This window comes from Vibrio sp. A8-1 (assembly GCF_013048685.1).
In the GTDB taxonomy this organism is placed as follows: Bacteria; Pseudomonadota; Gammaproteobacteria; order Enterobacterales; family Vibrionaceae; genus Vibrio; species Vibrio metschnikovii.
The window spans coordinates 16,228-35,021 of sequence record NZ_VHTC01000018.1 but is presented as its reverse complement, the minus strand read 5'-3'; the positions used below and the strand labels follow the sequence as shown (position 1 = coordinate 35,021).

Annotated in this window: 14 protein-coding genes; 12 read left to right on the top strand and 2 right to left on the bottom strand. The window is 44.3% G+C overall.

The features are described from left to right. Window positions 1-36: 36 nt before the first annotated feature. The 12 genes from bamA to FKN93_RS10950 all read left to right on the top strand — a co-directional run bounded on the left by bamA (window position 37) and on the right by FKN93_RS10950 (window position 14,863). Window positions 37-2,439, top strand: coding sequence for an outer membrane protein assembly factor BamA (gene bamA / locus FKN93_RS11005; protein ID WP_170905111.1), 2,403 nt, complete (start codon window positions 37-39; stop codon window positions 2,437-2,439). Window positions 2,440-2,451: 12 nt separating this feature from the next. Continuing rightward, complete coding sequence (locus FKN93_RS11000; RefSeq protein WP_004394665.1) at window positions 2,452-2,964, top strand: OmpH family outer membrane protein; 513 nt, start codon at window positions 2,452-2,454, stop codon at window positions 2,962-2,964. Between the two features lie 12 nt (window positions 2,965-2,976). Further along, window positions 2,977-4,011 (top strand): UDP-3-O-(3-hydroxymyristoyl)glucosamine N-acyltransferase, encoded by a 1,035-nt coding sequence (gene lpxD, locus FKN93_RS10995; protein WP_040904724.1) that lies wholly within the window; start codon window positions 2,977-2,979, stop codon window positions 4,009-4,011. 315 nt (window positions 4,012-4,326) lie between these two features. Next, on the top strand, window positions 4,327-4,758 hold the full coding sequence (gene fabZ / locus FKN93_RS10990) for a 3-hydroxyacyl-ACP dehydratase FabZ (protein WP_170905122.1): 432 nt from the start codon (window positions 4,327-4,329) through the stop codon (window positions 4,756-4,758). A gap of 1 nt (window position 4,759) precedes the next feature. Next, window positions 4,760-5,548 carry an acyl-ACP--UDP-N-acetylglucosamine O-acyltransferase gene (gene lpxA, locus FKN93_RS10985; protein ID WP_170905110.1) on the top strand — a complete coding sequence of 263 codons (789 nt, stop codon included), beginning with the start codon at window positions 4,760-4,762 and terminating at the stop codon, window positions 5,546-5,548. 87 nt (window positions 5,549-5,635) lie between these two features. Then, on the top strand, window positions 5,636-6,778 hold the full coding sequence (gene lpxB / locus FKN93_RS10980; RefSeq protein ID WP_170905109.1) for a lipid-A-disaccharide synthase: 1,143 nt from the start codon (window positions 5,636-5,638) through the stop codon (window positions 6,776-6,778). A gap of 4 nt (window positions 6,779-6,782) precedes the next feature. After that, complete coding sequence (gene rnhB / locus FKN93_RS10975; RefSeq protein WP_170905108.1) at window positions 6,783-7,400, top strand: ribonuclease HII; 618 nt, start codon at window positions 6,783-6,785, stop codon at window positions 7,398-7,400. A 98-nt stretch (window positions 7,401-7,498) separates the two neighbouring features. Next, the gene (gene dnaE, locus FKN93_RS10970) at window positions 7,499-10,978 is read left to right on the top strand and encodes a DNA polymerase III subunit alpha (RefSeq protein ID WP_158138807.1); all 3,480 of its coding nucleotides are present in this window, start codon (window positions 7,499-7,501) and stop codon (window positions 10,976-10,978) included. Window positions 10,979-11,022: 44 nt separating this feature from the next. Further along, window positions 11,023-11,982, top strand: coding sequence for an acetyl-CoA carboxylase carboxyl transferase subunit alpha (gene accA, locus FKN93_RS10965; protein ID WP_170905107.1), 960 nt, complete (start codon window positions 11,023-11,025; stop codon window positions 11,980-11,982). A gap of 138 nt (window positions 11,983-12,120) precedes the next feature. Continuing rightward, window positions 12,121-13,467 carry a tRNA lysidine(34) synthetase TilS gene (tilS, locus tag FKN93_RS10960; protein WP_170905106.1) on the top strand — a complete coding sequence of 449 codons (1,347 nt, stop codon included), beginning with the start codon at window positions 12,121-12,123 and terminating at the stop codon, window positions 13,465-13,467. Between the two features lie 121 nt (window positions 13,468-13,588). Further along, window positions 13,589-13,927 (top strand): nitrogen regulatory protein P-II, encoded by a 339-nt coding sequence (gene glnB, locus FKN93_RS10955; RefSeq protein ID WP_004394677.1) that lies wholly within the window; start codon window positions 13,589-13,591, stop codon window positions 13,925-13,927. A gap of 93 nt (window positions 13,928-14,020) precedes the next feature. Next, entirely contained in the window at window positions 14,021-14,863 is an 843-nt protein-coding gene (locus tag FKN93_RS10950; RefSeq protein ID WP_170905105.1) for an endonuclease/exonuclease/phosphatase family protein, read from the top strand. Window positions 14,864-14,952: 89 nt separating this feature from the next. Here the strand turns inward: FKN93_RS10950 and FKN93_RS10945 are convergent, their stop codons facing one another. After that, on the bottom strand, window positions 14,953-17,508 hold the full coding sequence (locus FKN93_RS10945) for a hybrid sensor histidine kinase/response regulator (protein ID WP_170905104.1): 2,556 nt from the start codon (window positions 17,506-17,508) through the stop codon (window positions 14,953-14,955). Next, window positions 17,501-18,694, bottom strand: coding sequence for an acyl-homoserine-lactone synthase (locus FKN93_RS10940; protein ID WP_170905103.1), 1,194 nt, complete (start codon window positions 18,692-18,694; stop codon window positions 17,501-17,503). The genes FKN93_RS10945 and FKN93_RS10940 overlap by 8 nt, the downstream gene beginning before the upstream one ends. Window positions 18,695-18,794 lie beyond the last annotated feature (100 nt).

Genomic DNA, 18,794 nt, shown 5'->3' with positions numbered 1-18,794 from the left:
AGGCAATGGTTGTAGTAAGGACTAACTAAAACAAATATGGCGATGAAAAAAATCCTGTTCGCGACACTGCTCGCAACAAGCGTATCCGTTAATGGTGCCGAAAATTTTGTAGTGCAGGACATTCAGATTCAAGGAGTGCAGCGAGTGGCTCTCGGGGCTGCGTTATTGAGAATGCCGGTGCGAATTGGCGATACCGTTGATTCTCAAGATGTTGCACAAATTATCCAAGCGTTGTATGCCTCGGGTAACTTTGAAAACGTGAAAGTTCTGCGCGATGGTTCCGCGTTGATCGTACAAGTTCAAGAGCGTCCAACCATTGCGAGTGTCTCTTTCTCTGGCAACAAAGCGATTAAACAAGAGCAACTGCAACAAAATCTTGAAGCTTCTGGTATTCGAGTTGGTGAGGCTTTGGATCGTACTAAACTGAGCAATATCGAAAAAGGCTTAGAAGATTTTTATTACAGCGTCGGTAAATATAACGCCAGCGTAAAAGCAGTGGTTACGCCCTTACCGCGCAATCGAGCGGATTTGAAGTTTATTTTTACCGAGGGTGTTTCGGCAAAAATTCAACAGATTAACTTTATCGGTAATGAAGTATTCAGTAATGAAGATCTTTTATCTCGCTTCAACCTGAATGTCGATCTATCGTGGTGGAACTTCCTCTCTGATGATAAGTATCAAAAGCAGGTACTAGCAGCAGATATTGAAGCACTACGTACTTTTTACTTGGACCGAGGCTATTTGAAGTTCCAAGTTGAATCGACCCACGTCTCTATCTCTCCAGATAAAAAAGGTGTCTACATCACCCTGAATTTGAATGAAGGTTTACCGTATACGGTAAAAGAGGTTCAATTTCGTGGCGAGTTGATTGGCAAAGAAGATGAGTTTAAGGCTCAGATTCCCTTTGAGTTAGGTGAGACTTATCAGGGCTCGGCGGTGACGCAATTGGAAGAAAGTGTCAAACGCGTCCTAGGTGAAGCCGGTTATGCCTATCCTCAAGTCCGGACCATTCCGGAGTTTGATGATGAAACCCAACAAGTTTCTCTCATCGTGCATGTTGAAGCCGGTAAACGTATTTATGTCCGTGATATTCGTTTTATCGGTAACAACGCCACTCGTGATGAAGTCCTACGCCGCGAAATGCGTCAAATGGAAGGCAGTGGGTTGAATTCGCGTGCGATTGATACCGGAAAAACGCGCTTAAATCGTTTGGGCTTTTTTGAAACTGTCGATGTGCAAACGGTACGTGTTCCTGGTTCAGACGATCAAGTTGATTTGGTCTATACCGTCAAAGAGGCTAACTCGGGAAGTATTAACTTTGGTGTTGGTTATGGTACCGAATCAGGGGTGAGTTTTACCGTAGGGTTAACCCAAGATAATTTCTTAGGAACCGGTAATCGCGTTGGTGTCACGGCAACCACTAACGACTATCAACAAAATATTACACTTGAATACCGTGATCCTTATTGGAACATTGATGGCGTCAGCCTTGGCGGCCGCGTTTTCTACAACAAGTTTGAAGCCTCAGAAGCAGGGATTGTCGATTATACCAACCAAAGTTATGGCACCAGTTTGACTTGGGGATTCCCGTTTGATGAACTCAATCGTTTTGAATTCGGTGTTGGCTATACCCATAACAAAATTGGTAATTTATCGCCGTACTTACAAGTTGAGCAGTTCCTGTGCAACTTAGGTGATTGTGACCCGAAAGAGTTGATCACCGATGATTTTGATGTCAACGTTGCTTGGACACGAAATAATCTTAACCGAGGTTTTTTCCCAACCGCAGGTAACCATCAGCGTGCGTTTGCTAAAATGACCACTCCGGGTTCCGATGCACAGTTTTTCAAGCTCCAATACGATGTGCGTCAGTACTTCCCATTAACCAGAAAACATGAGTTTACTCTGCTACTGCGTGGTCGTTTGGGTTATGGTAACGGTTATGGTCAAACGGACGGTAAAGATAACCTTTACCCATTTTATGAAAACTTCTATGCCGGTGGCTTTACTACCTTGCGAGGCTTTGGGTCTAACTCTGCCGGCCCTAAAGCAGTATATCGATACGAGACTAATAATGGTGTTGATGATACGACAAATGATTCGGTGGGGGGCAACGCCATCGCATTAGCGAGTATGGAATTGATCGTGCCGACGCCGTTTGCTTCTGATGAAGCGCGCAGTCAAGTTCGTACCAGCGTCTTTATTGATATGGCCAGTGTGTGGGATACTGAGTTTGATTATCGTTCTGCGGGAGCGAGTTATGGTAACCGTTATTATTATGATTATTCAGACCCGAGTAAATATCGCGCTTCATATGGGGTCGCTTTACAATGGATGTCTCCAATGGGGCCTCTGGTCTTCTCCCTTGCTAAACCCATTAAAAAATACGATGGTGATAACGAAGAGTTCTTCACTTTTACTATCGGACGAACCTTCTAAATAGAGGAAAGTATGTTAAAAAATACCGTTAAAGCGGCCAGTGTTAGCCTGATTATTCTTAGTTCTGCTTTTTTTGCCAACGCTGCTGAGGCTGCGCAAAAAGTAGGCTTTATTAACACCGCACAAGTATTTCAAGCGTTACCACAACGTGAAGTGGTTTTGCAGAAAATGCAGGACGAGTTTAAAGACAAAGCTGCAGAGCTACAAAGTCTTCAAGCTCAAGCCAAGACGAAAATTGAAAAATTAAGACGTGATGCTGAGCTGATGAGCCAAGATGACGTTGAAAAATTGCGTATGGAAATTGGGCAGTTGGATAATATGTACCAGATGAAAGCCCAAGCTCTGGAACGGGCTTCTGCACGTCGTGAAGCAGAAGAAAAACAAAAATTGTTTAAAATTATCCAAGACGCTGTACAAAAAGTCGCGGAAAAAGAAGGTTATGACTTGATTGTTGATGTTAGCGCTATGCAATACGGCAAACCACAGTACAATATTTCTGAGCAAGTAATTAAAGCAATTAAATAATATTCGATGACTATGATGACTCTAACTTTAGCCGATTTGGCAACCATAACCGGCGGCACCCTATACGGTGATGCTAACGTGAAAGTAAGCGCGGTCGCGCCAATGGATAGGGCCAAGGAAGGGGATGTCACCTTTCTTTCTAATACTAAATACGCTAAACACCTTAAGTTGTGCCAAGCGTCAGTAGTGATGGTGAAAGAGTCGGAACGAGAGTTGTGCCCATCGAATGTATTAGTGGTCGCTGACCCTTATATTGCCTTTGCTAAGGTAGCTCAGGCATTAGATAAAACACCCAAACCAGCGTTGGTCGGGATTGCACCAAGTGCGGTTGTCGCGACAGATGCCCAACTGGGTCAGAATGTAGCGATTGGTGCTAACGCAGTCATTGAATCGGGAGTGGTTCTTGGTGATAACGCGGTGGTCGGCGCTGGATGCTTTATTGGTCATAACGCACGATTAGGTCATAACACTAAGCTGTGGGCGAATGTCACCGTTTACCATGGCGTACAGATTGGTGATGATTGTTTGATTCAATCTGGTACCGTGATCGGATCTGACGGTTTTGGCTATGCCAATGAACGTGGCGAATGGGTAAAAATCCCTCAAATGGGCACGGTACGGATTGGCAACCGCGTTGAAATTGGTGCCTCGACAACCATTGATCGTGGCGCGTTAGATGATACCGTGATTGAAGATAATGTGATCATGGATAATCAATTGCAAATTGCGCATAACGTACACATCGGATATGGCACCGCGATTGCTGGTGGTACAGTGATTGCTGGCAGTACTCATATTGGTAAATACTGCATTATTGGCGGGGCGACGGTCATTAATGGTCACATTACCATTGCTGATGGGGTCACCATTACCGGCATGGGCATGGTGATGCGCAGCATTGAAGAGAAAGGTATGTATTCATCCGGTATTCCGCTGCAGCCGAATAAAGAGTGGCGTAAAACCGCCGCACGGGTGCATCGGATTGATGAGATGAACAAGCGATTAAAAGCCTTAGAAAAAAAACTGGAGCAAATCACTCATTCATAATGGACTGATTTGCTAAAAAGGCTCGCCGTACGCGGGTCTTTTTTATCTCTATCTCTTGTTTGTTAATGGTTGGTATCGCGTGTCGGCGACGCTAGTTTGGTGTTTTGTGACTAGAACCTTAGTCAGATTGATTAACCTGCTGCCTGCCACTCTCCGCGGTTTGAGTATATAATACAAGCCAACTTATTTGCTCTGCTCTGGATCTGTTTTCGTGATGCTTTAAGCAGCGACAGTTTTCCCTGTCTTTGAGAGCGGGGTATCGCATTTAATCTATTTATTGATAGGAATATGACTTTGACTACTGAAAAGAAAATGATGAATATCACTGAAATTCAGAGCCTGCTTCCGCACCGTTATCCTTTTTTATTGATCGATCGTGTGACTGATTATGAAGAAGGTAAATACCTTGTTGGGCTAAAGAATGTTTCGGTGAATGAACCTCAGTTTACTGGTCATTTCCCTCAGTTGCCGGTTTTCCCTGGCGTGCTTATTTTAGAAGCCATGGCTCAAGCGACTGGGTTGTTGGCATTTAAAACTTTCGGTGCACCAAAAGAAAACGAGCTGTACTATTTTGCAAGTATTGATAATGCAAAGTTTCGTAAACCAGTTGGCCCTGGCGATCAATTAATGATTGAAGTGGAATTTATCAAAGAGCGCCGAGGCATTGCTCTTTTTAACGGAGTGGCAAAAGTCGATGGTGACGTAGTTTGCTCCGCGGTTCTAAAATGTGCACGCAGAGAGTTTTAATATGATTCATCCAACGGCACAAATCCACCCAACCACGGTGGTCGAAGACGGCGCAGTGATTGGCGCAAATGTTAAGATTGGTCCATTTTGTTATGTTGATGGCAAAGTGGAGATTGGTGACGGCACTGAGCTGTTATCGCACGTTGTTGTCAAAGGGCCAACTAAGCTTGGTAAAGACAACCGCATCTTCCAATTCGCCTCAATTGGTGAAGCCTGTCAGGATCTAAAATACGCGGGTGAAGATACTCAACTGATTGTTGGTGATCGCAATACCATTCGTGAAAGTGTCACTATGCATCGTGGTACCGTGCAAGATAAAGGCATCACCATTGTTGGCAGTGATAACTTATTTATGATTAATGCACACGTTGCTCATGATTGTGTGATTGGTGATCGCTGTATTTTTGCCAATAACGCAACCTTAGCTGGGCATGTCAAAGTGGGCAATCAAGCCATCATTGGTGGTATGTCAGCCATTCATCAATTCTGCCACATTGGCGATCATTGTATGCTGGGCGGTGGATCGATCGTTGTACAAGATGTGCCTCCTTTTGTCATGGCGCAAGGTAACCACTGTGCCCCTTTTGGCATTAATGTTGAAGGCTTAAAGCGTCGTGGTTTTGAGAAAGCGGAAATACATGCGATTCGCCGTGCTTATAAGGCGTTGTATCGTAATGGACTCACTTTGGAAGAAGCTAAAGTGGAAATCGCTAAAGAAGCGGCAAGTTTCCCTGCGGTCCAACGTTTTCTTGATTTCTTAGCTAACTCGGCTCGCGGTATCATCCGTTAGTTTTAGACTTGGCGTTAGACAAAAGATCGCCATTTATCGGCGATCTTTTGCATTTTATGGCGATTACCTATCAAGAGGCATTGAGAAATGGAACAACAACCTTTACGTATTGGTATTGTTGCGGGTGAATTGTCGGGGGATACCCTCGGTGAAGGCTTTATTAAAGCGATCAAAACCCGTTATCCTAATGCTGAATTTGTCGGGATTGGCGGCCCGAAAATGATTGATCAAGGCTGCCATTCTCTGTTTGATATGGAAGAATTAGCCGTCATGGGCTTGGTGGAAGTGCTAGGACGGTTGCCTCGTTTGCTCAAAGTTAAAGCCGAGTTGGTACAGCATTTTACGCAAAATCCACCGGATGTCTTTATCGGAATTGATGCGCCGGATTTTAATTTACGCCTGGAGCGAGATTTAAAGCAAGCGGGAATTAAAACGGTGCATTATGTCAGCCCTTCAGTATGGGCTTGGCGTCAGAAGCGAATTTTTAAAATTGCCGCGGCAACGGATCTCGTGCTCGCTTTTTTACCGTTTGAAAAAGCGTTTTATGATCGGTTTAACGTACCGTGTGAGTTTATTGGCCATACTTTAGCTGATGCTTTACCACTTCAGCCAGATAAGCAAGCCGCTCAGCGTTTATTAGGGTTAGATGAGAAAAAGCGCTGGCTTGCGGTGTTGCCCGGTAGCCGTAGTGGCGAAATGAAGCTACTGGCTCAGCCGTTTATTGAAACGTGCCAACGACTGCATCAAACCTACCCAGAGTTAGGATTTGTCGTCGCGCTGGTTAACTCACAGCGGCGCGAGCAGTTTGAAGCGGTTTGGCAGCAAGTAGCCCCAGAGTTGGATTTTACCTTAATCGATGATACCGCTCGTGATGTGATTACGGCATCGGATGTGGTCATGCTGGCTTCTGGCACCGTCGCATTGGAGTGCATGTTACTCAAACGGCCGATGGTGGTCGGTTATAAAGTCAATGCGATTACCGCTTTTTTAGCGAGACGATTAGTTAAAATACCTTATGTTTCGCTGCCGAATATTTTAGCAGGGCAAGAGCTGGTGAAAGAGTTTATACAACAAGAGTGCAGTGTTGATAACCTGTATCACGAGTTAACTCGATTATTGCAAAGCGATAACCAAGCATTATTAGATAAATTTACAGAGATGCATCATTGGATCCGCAAAGATGCGGATCAACAAGCCGCGCAAGCGGTACTGACATTAATAGGAAAATAACCGCGTGACCATAAAAGCCAATAACGATCTGCCCCCTTTTATTCTTCCGACTGGCTATCACTGGATTGCAGGGGTCGATGAAGTTGGACGTGGGCCGCTGGTTGGGGATGTGGTCACTGCTGCGGTGATTTTAGACCCAGCGCAACCGATTAACGGTTTGAATGACTCTAAAAAATTGTCAGAAAAGAAACGCCTTGCGTTACTACCAGAAATTCAAGCGAAAGCGTTAGCATGGTCAGTAGGTCGCTGCTCACCAAGTGAAATTGATCAACTGAATATTTTTCAAGCGACGATGCTCGCCATGCAGCGTGCCGTAGCGGACTTAGCCATTCAACCTGATTTAGTCTTGGTCGACGGTAATAAAGTGCCTAAGTTGCCGATGGCCGCTGAAGCCGTGGTGAAGGGCGACTTACGAGTCGCGCAGATCAGCGCGGCCTCGATCATTGCTAAGGTCGTGCGCGATCAAGAGATGGCCGAACTCGATCTGCTTTACCCGCAGTTTGGTTTTGCGCAGCATAAGGGCTACCCGACCAAAGCGCATTTTGCCGCCATCGAGCAGCATGGCGTGATCGATCAGCATCGGCGCAGTTTTTCCCCCGTCAAGCGTGCATTGGGTTTATAGCGTCAGGTTTCCCCTGATGGTTTTATGCGCTTGCGGTTTAACGTAGAATAGCGCTATTGCACGATCTAGCCCCTTCGAAACACCTAGGATTCAATTGAATGTCAGACCCAAAGTTTATCCACTTACGTGTGCATAGTGATTACTCCATGGTGGACGGTTTGTCCAAAGTCCCCCCTCTGGTTAAGCAAGTGGCGGCGATGGGGATGCCAGCCATGGCCCTGACCGATTTTACAAACTTATGTGGATTGGTGAAATTTTATGGCACCGCGCATAGTTGCGGGATTAAGCCGATTATTGGTGCTGATTTTACGCTTCGTTCCGATGAGTTTGCTGATGAACTGACCAAAATCACTATTTTAGCCAAAAATAATATTGGTTATAAAAATCTCACCTTATTGATTTCAGAAGCGTATTTGCGCGGTCATGTTCAGCATCAACCAGTGATTGATAAACAGTGGTTGGTGAAACACGCCGAAGGTTTGATCATACTTTCTGGTGGTAAAAATGGTGAAATCGGCCGAGCGTTATTAAAAGGCAACCAAGCGTTAGCGGAAAAGTGCGTAGAGTTTTATCAAACGTATTTCGCCGATCATTTCTATTTAGAGCTGGTGCGCACAGGGCGAGCGGATGAAGAGAGCTATTTACATTTTGCTCTCGACTTAGCAGAACAAACGCAATTACCGGTTGTGGCGACCAATGAAGTGGTTTTCTTAAACGCAGAGCAGTTTGATGCCCATGAAATTCGCGTTGCTATTCACGATGGTTATACTTTAGAGGATCCAAGACGACCTAAAAATTACAGCCCTCAGCAATATTTACGCACCGAGCAAGAGATGTGTGAGCTGTTTGCGGATATTCCGCAAGCGCTAGAAAATAGTGTTGAAATTGCTAAACGTTGTAATGTGACCGTGCGTTTAGGTGAGTATTTCCTACCTAATTTTCCGACGGGCGGGTTAGCAATTGAAGAATTTTTGGTCGTGAAATCCAAACAAGGATTAGAGGAGCGCCTAGAATTTTTGTTCCCCGATCCACAAGTTCGTGCCGAGCGTCGCCCTGAATACGATGAACGTTTGGATATTGAGCTACAAGTGATCAACCAGATGGGATTCCCGGGTTACTTTTTGATCGTTATGGAGTTTATTCAATGGTCAAAAGATAATGATATACCAGTGGGTCCTGGTCGTGGGTCTGGTGCCGGTTCTTTGGTGGCTTATGCGCTGAAAATTACTGATCTTGATCCCCTTGAATATGACCTACTGTTTGAGCGCTTTCTTAACCCAGAGCGGGTCTCGATGCCTGACTTTGATGTCGACTTTTGTATGGATAAGCGAGATCAGGTGATTGATCACGTGGCTGAATTATACGGTCGTGATGCGGTATCCCAGATCATTACTTTTGGTACCATGGCGGCAAAAGCGGTGATTCGTGACGTCGGGCGGGTATTGGGGCATCCTTTCGGATTTGTTGATCGTATTTCTAAGTTGATCCCACCCGATCCCGGCATGACGCTCGAAAAAGCCTTTAAAGCGGAGCCAGCGCTGCAAGAGTTGTATGACACCGATGAAGAAGTCAAAGAGCTGATCGATAAGTGTCGTATTCTTGAAGGATGTACTCGAAATGCCGGTAAACATGCCGGCGGCGTGGTGATTTCTCCGACCACGATCACCGATTTTGCGCCGCTGTATTGCGATGCAGAAGGTCATCATCCGGTTACTCAATTTGATAAAAACGATGTTGAATACGCCGGATTAGTGAAATTCGACTTCTTAGGTCTGCGCACGTTAACCATCATTGATTGGGCATTGGGTTTAATTAATCCGCGCCGTACCGCTCTTGGTGAGGAGCCGTTGCGAATTGAAGCGATTCCACTGCAAGATGAAGCTTCATTCCGATTACTACAAAAATCTGAAACGACCGCCGTATTCCAGCTGGAATCGCGCGGAATGAAAGAGCTTATCAAACGTTTAAAACCGGACTGTTTTGAAGATATTATCGCCTTGGTGGCGCTATTTCGTCCTGGGCCTTTGCAGTCAGGTATGGTGGATAACTTTATTGACCGTAAACATGGCCGTGAAGTGATCTCTTATCCAGATGAAAAATGGCAACATGAGTCATTAAAAGAAATTTTAGAACCGACTTACGGCATCATCCTCTATCAAGAGCAGGTCATGCAGATTGCTCAGGTGCTAGCAGGTTATACCTTAGGCGGTGCAGATATGCTGCGCCGTGCGATGGGTAAGAAAAAACCGGAAGAGATGGCTAAACAGCGTGCCATATTTAAAGAAGGGGCTGAAAACAACGGTGTTGATGGCGAGTTGGCGATGAAAATCTTTGACTTGGTAGAGAAATTTGCCGGTTATGGATTTAACAAGTCCCACTCTGCGGCCTATGCTTTAGTGTCTTATCAAACCTTATGGTTAAAAACCCATTATCCTGCTGAATTTATGGCGGCGGTGATGACCGCAGATATGGATAACACCGAGAAAGTGGTTGGTTTGGTGGATGAGTGCCAACGTATGGGCTTAACCGTATTGCCGCCTGACATTAACTCTGGTTTATACCGTTTTAATGTTGATGAGAACGGGGCGATTGTGTACGGTATCGGGGCGATCAAAGGCGTTGGTGAAGGGCCTATCGAAGCGATTTTAGACTCGCGCAGTAAAAACGGCTATTTTAAAGACTTGTTTGATTTTTGTGCGCGAATCGACCTTAAAAAAGTCAATAAACGGGTGATTGAGAAATTGATCCTTGCGGGAGCATTGGATAGGTTAGGCCCCCATCGTGCGGCGATGATGGCCTCGTTGGACGATGCAGTAAAAGCGGCCAGTCAACATCATCAAGCGGAGGCCTTTGGCCAAGCGGATATGTTTGGTGTTTTGACCGATGCTCCCGAAGAGGTTGAGCAAAAGTATACTCAAGTTCCTCCTTGGCCGGAAAAGGTCTGGCTTGAAGGGGAGCGAGAAACATTAGGGTTATACTTAACGGGTCACCCAATTAACCAGTATTTAAAAGAATTACCTAAATACACCAGTTGTCGCTTAAATGAAGCCACGCCGACACGGCGTGATCAATCGTTAACATTAGCGGGTTTGGTGATTGCCGCTCGAGTGATGACCACCAAGCGCGGAAGCCGGATTGGCTTAATGACTTTAGATGATCGCTCTGGACGTATTGAGGTCATGCTTTATTCTGATGCCTTAGATAGGTATGCAGAATTGTTAGAAAAAGATAGAATTCTGGTGATTTCCGGACAGGTCAGCTTTGATGACTTCAACGGTGGCCTTAAAATGTCTGCGCGCGAAGTCATGGACTTGGGTAGCGCGCGTGAAAAATATGCCCGTGGTTTATCGGTATCGATTGCACAATCGCAAATCGATGAGCAATTTTTTGAGCGCTTTAGTCAAATCTTAGAGCCTCACCGAGCAGGGACTGTTCCTGTCAATGTATACTATCAACGCTCAGATGCGAGGGCGCGTTTAACGTTGGGTACGGAATGGCGGGTAACGCCGAGTGATACATTGCTAGATGAATTACAACAGTTACTTGGTAAAGACCAAGTAGAACTCGAATTTAACTAAATTCAGCTGCGCAATTGACGAGCTGAGTAAAAAAGGATCGGTAGATGAGCCTAAATTTTTTAGATTTTGAAAAACCTATTGTCGAGCTTGAAGCGAAAATTCAGGCGCTACGCGATGTCTCTCGTCATGGTGCAAGTTCTTCGGTTGATCTTGAAAAAGAGATCGAACAATTAGAGAAGAAAAGTTTAGAACTAAAAAAGAAAATTTTTGGTGATTTAGGCGCATGGCAAGTTGCTCAATTTGCACGCCATCCTCAGCGTCCTTATACCCTTGATTATGTCAATCATATCTTTACTGAATTCGATGAGTTGGCGGGTGACAGAGCCTTTGCCGATGACAAAGCTATTGTCGGGGGTATTGCCCGTTTGGATGATCAACCTGTGATGATCATTGGCCATCAAAAAGGTCGTGAAACACGCGAAAAAGTCAGACGTAACTTTGGTATGCCAAAGCCAGAAGGTTATCGTAAAGCGCTGCGTTTAATGGAAATGGCAGAGCGTTTCAATATGCCTATCATCACCTTTATTGATACGGCGGGTGCTTACCCAGGCGTTGGGGCTGAGGAGCGTGGCCAGTCAGAAGCGATTGCGACTAACTTGAAAGTGATGTCGGGTTTAAAAGTACCGATCATTTGTAACGTTGTTGGTGAAGGTGGCTCTGGTGGTGCGTTAGCCATCGGCGTTGGTGATTATGTGAATATGCTACAGTATTCAACCTATTCGGTTATTTCTCCTGAAGGGTGCGCTTCAATTTTATGGCGCGATTCTGATAAAGCGCCGCAAGCGGCTGATGCGATGGGATTAACCGCCCCTCGCTTAAAAGAATTAGCTTTGATTGATGAAGTGGTTGAAGAGCCTCTTGGCGGAGCACATCGTAATCCTCTGCAAATGGCCAATAACCTGAAAGCCACTTTGCTTCGCCAGCTCGCCGATCTACAAGGTTTAGAGCATGATGCTTTGTTAGCTCGTCGTTATCAGCGTTTGATGAGCTATGGTTACTGCTAAGCAATCAGGCTGATTGCTGTGGCAAAACGTTTAGTTATCTGCCATTGAATTGAAAGGGCTGGAGAGAATCCAGCCCTTTTGCTTTGATGTCTCTAGCGATACACTGAGGATTATTTATCTCGACCTAAGAAGATCAGTATGGATTTGTACCAGCATTTTTCTTATCAACTGCAAGCCCATGATACAAAAGACTTGGTTTTGGCACTCAGTGGTGGTGTCGACTCACGAGTGCTGCTGCATTTACTGGCCCAATATCGGGACCAGAATGCGGTTAACGTGCGTGCGGTGCATGTCCATCATGGATTGAGTCGTAATGCCGATCATTGGGTTGAGCAATGCCGAACTTGGTGTAATCAAAGCCATATCTCCTTTGATGTTGAATACGTCGCACTTGAGCGCGATAGCGGCGAAAGTATTGAAAAATTAGCACGCGATGCACGTTATCGGGTATTAGCACAATACGTGACTCAGCAAGACACCTTGCTATTGGGTCATCATGCTGATGATCAACTAGAGACTTTTCTCTTGGCTTTGAAGCGAGGGAGTGGCCCTAAGGGATTATCGGCTATGGCTGCCTGTGCTTCCTTTAGTCAGGGGCAATTACTTCGGCCACTGTTAGCCGTCACTCGACAACAGATTGAGCAGTTTGCCCAATGTCATCAATTATCGTCAGTCAATGATGAAAGCAATGCCGATTTACGCTATGACCGTAACTTTTTACGGCATCAAGTTGCGCCAATCCTTACTCAGCGTTGGCCCTCTTTTCGTCAGGCGGTGCAACGCAGTGCCGAATTATGTGCTGAACAAGAAACGTTAATTGAAGAGTTGCTGGCGGAAAAACTGGCGAATATGATTAACTCGGATGGTGCGTTATCGATTCAAGGACTAAAAGAGTGTAGCGATGCCATGCGGCGACAACTGATCCGCGCGTGGCTAGCCAAGCAGCAGCGTGTGCTACCCAGTCGTCAGCATACCGAGATGATCTGGAATCAAGTGGCGCTGGCAGAGGCGGGCGCTAACCCGATTTTACATCTCAAAGCGTATGATATTCGTCGTTTTAATGATCTTCTTTTTTGTGTTACTTCCGTTGCCGATATCAGTGAGTGGCGGCAAAAGATCCGCTTAGATACACCACTCGTACTACCCGATCAGCTTGGTAAGTTAACCTTGTCGTTAGATCGACAAGGTAATATCCGTTTGCCGGAGGAGCCTGAGGCTTTGCAAGTGATCTTTGATCCGACAGGATTAAGCGCTTGCCCAGTGGGGCGGGCTGGCTCTCGGAAACTGAAAAAGCTGTTTCAAGAATACGCGATTCCTAGTTGGCAACGGCGTCGTATGCCGATTTTACTCGAGCACGATAGGGTCGTCGCTATCGCCGATTTATTTGTTGACCGTGATTTTTCAGGGCAAGAGTGCCGGCTTTTGTGGGATAAGTCGTCGATCACGGCTTTGGATGGAAATGAGCGCAAGCAGGGTAATGCTTAGGCTTTGTATTGATTGTTACCCATCGCTAACCGATAATACGCATCATAAGTTAAAGGCATTCAAGATTGCGTTTGGATTACCCCAATAATACTCTGATAACGAAACCGTGTAAGGGATGAACATGAAGAAAATTGAAGCGATTATCAAACCATTTAAATTGGATGATGTCCGTGAAGCGCTGGCTGAAGTCGGGATAACCGGCATGACGGTCTCTGAAGTGAAAGGATTTGGTCGCCAGAAAGGACATACCGAGCTCTATCGCGGTGCGGAATATATGGTGGATTTTTTACCAAAAGTGAAATTAGAAATTGTCGTCAGTGAAGAAATGGCGGATCAATGTGTTGATACCATCATTGAAACGGCGCAAACCGGCAAAATCGGTGATGGTAAAATCTTCGTCAGTGATATTCAACGAGTGGTGCGTATCCGTACTGGTGAAGAAGATGAAGATGCGATCTAATCATTGTTTGATGAGATCGTAAAGACGGTTTTCGCTTCTTAGGTGTCAGATGATAAGAAGTGAAAGCGTTAGTTTTTTATGCTGGTGAGTCTAATGAAAAAACGCTACCTTTTACTTTTACCAGTTATTATAACGCTTACGGTCACGATTATTTTTCATCTTATATTCTCTATTTCTAAACAGCCACAACTGCTCACCTTAGGTCAAGATACACTAGGGAGAGATTTAGTCTGCTATCAGAACCCTGACGCAGAACCGATTGATAATGACGGTCAATTAACGGTATTGGTGTGGAATATCTACAAACAAAACCGTGACAATTGGGCAAGTGAATTGACCCGATACAGTGAGCATGCTCAGTTACTTTTATTGCAAGAAGCGAATATGACTGCCGCGCTACGCCAGTGGATCAGTCAACAAGCTTGGGACGGGGCTTATGTGGATGCGTTTCGCGTCTTTGGCGCTTCTTCTGGGGTTCTCAACCTTAGCTATCGTATGCCTCGCTTAGCCTGTGCTTATACTCAACTAGAACCTTGGTTACGTTTACCTAAATCGGGTATTTTTGCTCATTATGCGCTGAGTAATGGCCAAACCTTAGCTGTAGTTAATTTGCATGCGGTTAATTTTACCTATGGACAAAAAGCCTATCGTGAGCAACTTGAATCTCTGCTTAGTGCGTTAAGAAAACACAATGGGCCGATGATTGTCGCCGGAGATTTTAATAGCTGGAATAAACAGCGAGCCCGATTTTTAAAGTCAGCACTGTTGTCACTGCAAATGAAAGAAGTCGAATTTACTCCCGATCAACGGTTAAGATTTATGACGGGGTTACCTCTGGATCATGTGTTCTATAAAAGATTAACCTTAGAGCAAGCCCAAGCGCCAGAATCCGATGCTTCTGATCATAATCCAATGTTGGTGTCTTTTCGTTTATAGGCCTTGATTAATAGATATTGTAAGCCGTAATACAGCTTGCTTGTACCTCGCAGTGTCAGCCTGTTGATTGTAGCTTGGTTATGGTTGGATTATTGATACTCAGTATTCGATAGCACATTTTTACCAAACCAATGGTGAATCAGATCTTGTAATGCCTGTAAGGAAGTCGGTTTTTCTAGGCGGCCATCCATCAATAGACTGATCATTTTGAGCTCATGGTTCCCTGATTCTCCCGATAGTGCAATGATCGGAATGGCGGGGAAATGTGCTTTGATGATTTTACTCGCTTCAAACCCATTCATGACTGGCATCTGGATATCCATCAAAATCAAATCGATAGAATGAGTTTTAACGATATTTACCGCACTCTCGCCGTTGTTTGCTTGTAAGCTACTAATGCCAAGTTGATCTAGGTACAGTTTAACCAACGTACGCTGTATTTCTTTATCATCAACAATGAGTACGGTGGGCGTTGAATTATGGCTTGATAATGAATTAACAACCGGTGAGGGAAAGTAGTTATCTTCCGTAGCGGTTTGATTCGATGGCCAATCGTCGAAATAAGGGGTACGAAGCGAGTCTGCTTGTGGGGCATTGGGTACAATAGGAAAGGATAGGTGGAATTCGGTAAATTCCCCCAGCCTAGACTTGCATTCAATTCGGCCGCCAAAGGAGCGCATAACACGTTGACAATAACCGAGCCCTAAACCGCTGCCTCCACTTTTTTGATAAGAGAAGAAATCATCGAAGATCTTATCAGCAATAGTCTCATCAATCCCTGGACCGGTATCTTTGAATATCAATATGTTTTCATAAGTACCCGTTTGGGTTGTGATCTTAATTTGGCTGTTGGGATAAGAGTCGAAATAATAGATAGCATTACGAATGAGATTGAAAATGACAAAATTAAATAAGGTTTCATTGAGCTTAACAACAAAGTCATCTTGTTGTGGTAAATGAATTCGCTCAACGACTTTTTCGTTCTCAAAACCGTACTGACTGACAGCCTGATCGACCGCTTTATGAATAGAGGTCATCGTAACGGGTTCGTGTTCTGGTGAACTATCGCTTACTTCACGTAAGATAATATCAATTAATTGACGCCCACGTTGAATGGCAGCTTGGCCGCTCTCAATATCTTGCTTTATTTGCTGGGCTGGTGCTTGATGTTCAACGTGTTTTTTTAACATTTCAAAACACAACTGAACTTGAGACAGTGGATTACGCATTTCGTGAGCAATCGAATTGGCCAGTGCTCGGCTTTGATGGATACGGCGATCTGCCTCAATAATACTTTGTATTCGGGTTAGCAAGGTTTGAAGAGCCGAGATTTCTTCATGAGAAAACATCTGATTGTTGATTTTGTGTGGCGATATCAATAAATGCGTCACCGATTTTCCGTGGCCGAATAGTGGCATCACTAATGCGGTATTGTTGGCGCTCATCTTGTCATAAAGTGCTTTGACTGAGCTTTTTTCAGTGACTTTATTATCCAGTTTTTCAAACAGTTCATCAAAAACCAGAGCCGTTTGTTTAGAGGAAAGGTAACGTGCGTAAACGGCTTCGCTGTGATTACTGCTCACGAGGCGCAGCTTATCACTCGGTATTTGTAGTAACTCACCTAAACGGCGCATCGCATCATCGATGGATAACTTGAAGTCTTCCTCCAAAGCGAGAATTTGTTCAACGGGAGTTTGTCGATTGCCGTAAATCAGTAACGCGGCATAACGACTCACGTTTTTATAGAGTGGAGCCCAAGTCACACCGATCAGTGCACAAAATGGGATAACAAACAGCCACTGACTGTTGTCGGTAAGAAGCATGAAGACCATGCCTAAAGGGATAGTTAACACGCCACACACCATCAGGGTATTGAGGCATAGATAAGCAAGATATTCCACACTGTAGAAGCGTGATGTCAATAGGGCATAACCCACGAATAACATTTCACTGATCGAGAGTGCTGGTGGTAGCCAAGTGAGTGAAAAATCTTGAAGAAAAAAGGTGAGCCCGACTTGGATTGCGAGCGTTGAAAGCATATATACCAAGATACCTGCGATCATATAGTTAGTTTTGGCTAGTGTTAGTTTACTGCTATTGGTTCGCATTGCGACCAAGTTGAATAATGTTAGTATCACTGAACACAGCATGGCACCAAAGAAGTATGGCGTATGTGGTCCAAACTCAATAATAAACTCGCTCGGCCCTACGATATCCACATGCTTTACCGTAAGATTAGATTGTGAATTAATGATTATCGAATACGCCGCTATAGTAATAAATATTAGTCGTTGCCAAAGATATATTGTGCCTTTTCTTTGTTCGGCGGAGAGCTGACATGAGAAGTAATAGGCAAAAACAAAAGCTAGTGATGCACTAATATTAGCAAGTTCCGCCATAAAGATTGCTCTATCTGTACCAAACTTGACGAGCCAATTAGTATGAAAATAAGTATTACTGACAATCCAAGCAATAATACAGCAGGAATAGGCGATGTAAGAGGCGTGATATGTTCCCCAAATCATCTTGCTTTTTTGTTTAAGTCGATAGTAATAGTAGGTTAGCCAGACCACTACAACTGCTATGGTTGCAAGAAGGGTTATTGTTTTGGCATAGAGAATTGTACCTAAGTTAGCATCAAACATACTCTTCCTTTTCTACTGAATCGAGCTTCCTACTTTGACGAACCGCATACTTATAGTCGAGAAAATAGATATGATTAAATACTTTATTAATTATTTCAATATTCCAAAAGCAACGGTAAGTTTTTATTCCATTATTATTTAAGTCGCAATATCCAAAATAAAAATACGCATTTTGTTCAATAGATTGATAAAAGTTTAGAATAAAAGGTTGAGCGGTAGCGAATAAACTAACTTTGTACCCAGCTAGGCACAATAGTCTAATGATTTCTTTTTGAGCAAGATAGACAAAATAGAGCTTCTGCTTAGCATTTCCACTTACTGTGAAACGCAGCACTTCACAGACCCTATTTTTAGCGGATAATCGTAACCTAAATTGCCGATCGAATTCTGGCAGAGAGTCGCATTTTGACAGCGCTGGTTGGAAAATTGGCAAAGATGATAAAACATCATAACCCTGTGTGGGTAAACAGAACTGCCACTGTGGATTACTAAACTGCGGTGCATAACTGAGCCAAGTCTGATTCGATGCCCAATCTTGCACTAACATTGAAGCGACTAGGACGGGAACCTTGCCATTATTAGGGTATTTGAGCAACACAAAGTGTTTACCCATTTGTGATAATGACAAGAGGGGCAGCATCTCGTACCACTTTTCACCTTGGATAAACAGCTCAAGATTGCTTAAAGTGATGGCCTCTTTGATGAGCATTTTTTGCGGGTGACTAGGCGTAGTGACTAGAAGATCGGAATTTTCTATGTTATCGATCAATAAGCCATAGTAAGCCTGATCTTCCAGTGGTAGCTCAATCTCACCGGCGGCAGTATCAATGACGGAGTTCGCTTTGATGGTGGCTATCTCACATTCACACCAAAAGTCCAGCCAATGTGAATAACACTCGCCGACGATTTGCTCAAGTAGTGCTATCTCTTCAGATAAGGTGCTTGGATAATTCTGAATGAGTTCGCGATAGTCGATCAGCTCAAATAATACAGAGAAACTTGTATTGTGATGTTCAGGGAAAAGATCGACTAATTGTTGTTTACGGTAGTCTGTCACTGAGAGGAAAAGGTCAGTACGCTGTTGCGATGGATAGGTGTTGATCACTAACGCGATGAGCATTTGCTGTTTTTGGTCGACCGGAAGAGTGCTCGTCAACAGTGAGCGTAAAGATGAGATTAGTTGCATCGAGTGAACCTAGCCTAGATTATTTTATTTTTATTGATAATAACACCAGTAGATTAAGTTCTTTAGTTATAACATACTAATGGCATATTCAATCCAGTCT

Bases quoted from the DNA above. Each gene is read 5' to 3' on its own strand.
- bamA (WP_170905111.1), top strand. From the start codon at position 37: ATGGCGATGAAAAAAATCCTGTTCGCGACACTGCTCGCAACAAGCGTA.
- FKN93_RS11000 (WP_004394665.1), top strand. From the start codon at position 2,452: ATGTTAAAAAATACCGTTAAAGCGGCCAGTGTTAGCCTGATTATTCTT.
- lpxD (WP_040904724.1), top strand. From the start codon at position 2,977: ATGATGACTCTAACTTTAGCCGATTTGGCAACCATAACCGGCGGCACC.
- fabZ (WP_170905122.1), top strand. From the start codon at position 4,327: ATGAATATCACTGAAATTCAGAGCCTGCTTCCGCACCGTTATCCTTTT.
- lpxA (WP_170905110.1), top strand. From the start codon at position 4,760: ATGATTCATCCAACGGCACAAATCCACCCAACCACGGTGGTCGAAGAC.
- lpxB (WP_170905109.1), top strand. From the start codon at position 5,636: ATGGAACAACAACCTTTACGTATTGGTATTGTTGCGGGTGAATTGTCG.
- dnaE (WP_158138807.1), top strand. From the start codon at position 7,499: ATGTCAGACCCAAAGTTTATCCACTTACGTGTGCATAGTGATTACTCC.
- accA (WP_170905107.1), top strand. From the start codon at position 11,023: ATGAGCCTAAATTTTTTAGATTTTGAAAAACCTATTGTCGAGCTTGAA.
- tilS (WP_170905106.1), top strand. From the start codon at position 12,121: ATGGATTTGTACCAGCATTTTTCTTATCAACTGCAAGCCCATGATACA.
- glnB (WP_004394677.1), top strand. From the start codon at position 13,589: ATGAAGAAAATTGAAGCGATTATCAAACCATTTAAATTGGATGATGTC.
- FKN93_RS10950 (WP_170905105.1), top strand. From the start codon at position 14,021: ATGAAAAAACGCTACCTTTTACTTTTACCAGTTATTATAACGCTTACG.
- FKN93_RS10945 (WP_170905104.1), bottom strand. From the start codon at position 17,508: ATGTTTGATGCTAACTTAGGTACAATTCTCTATGCCAAAACAATAACC.
- FKN93_RS10940 (WP_170905103.1), bottom strand. From the start codon at position 18,694: ATGCAACTAATCTCATCTTTACGCTCACTGTTGACGAGCACTCTTCCG.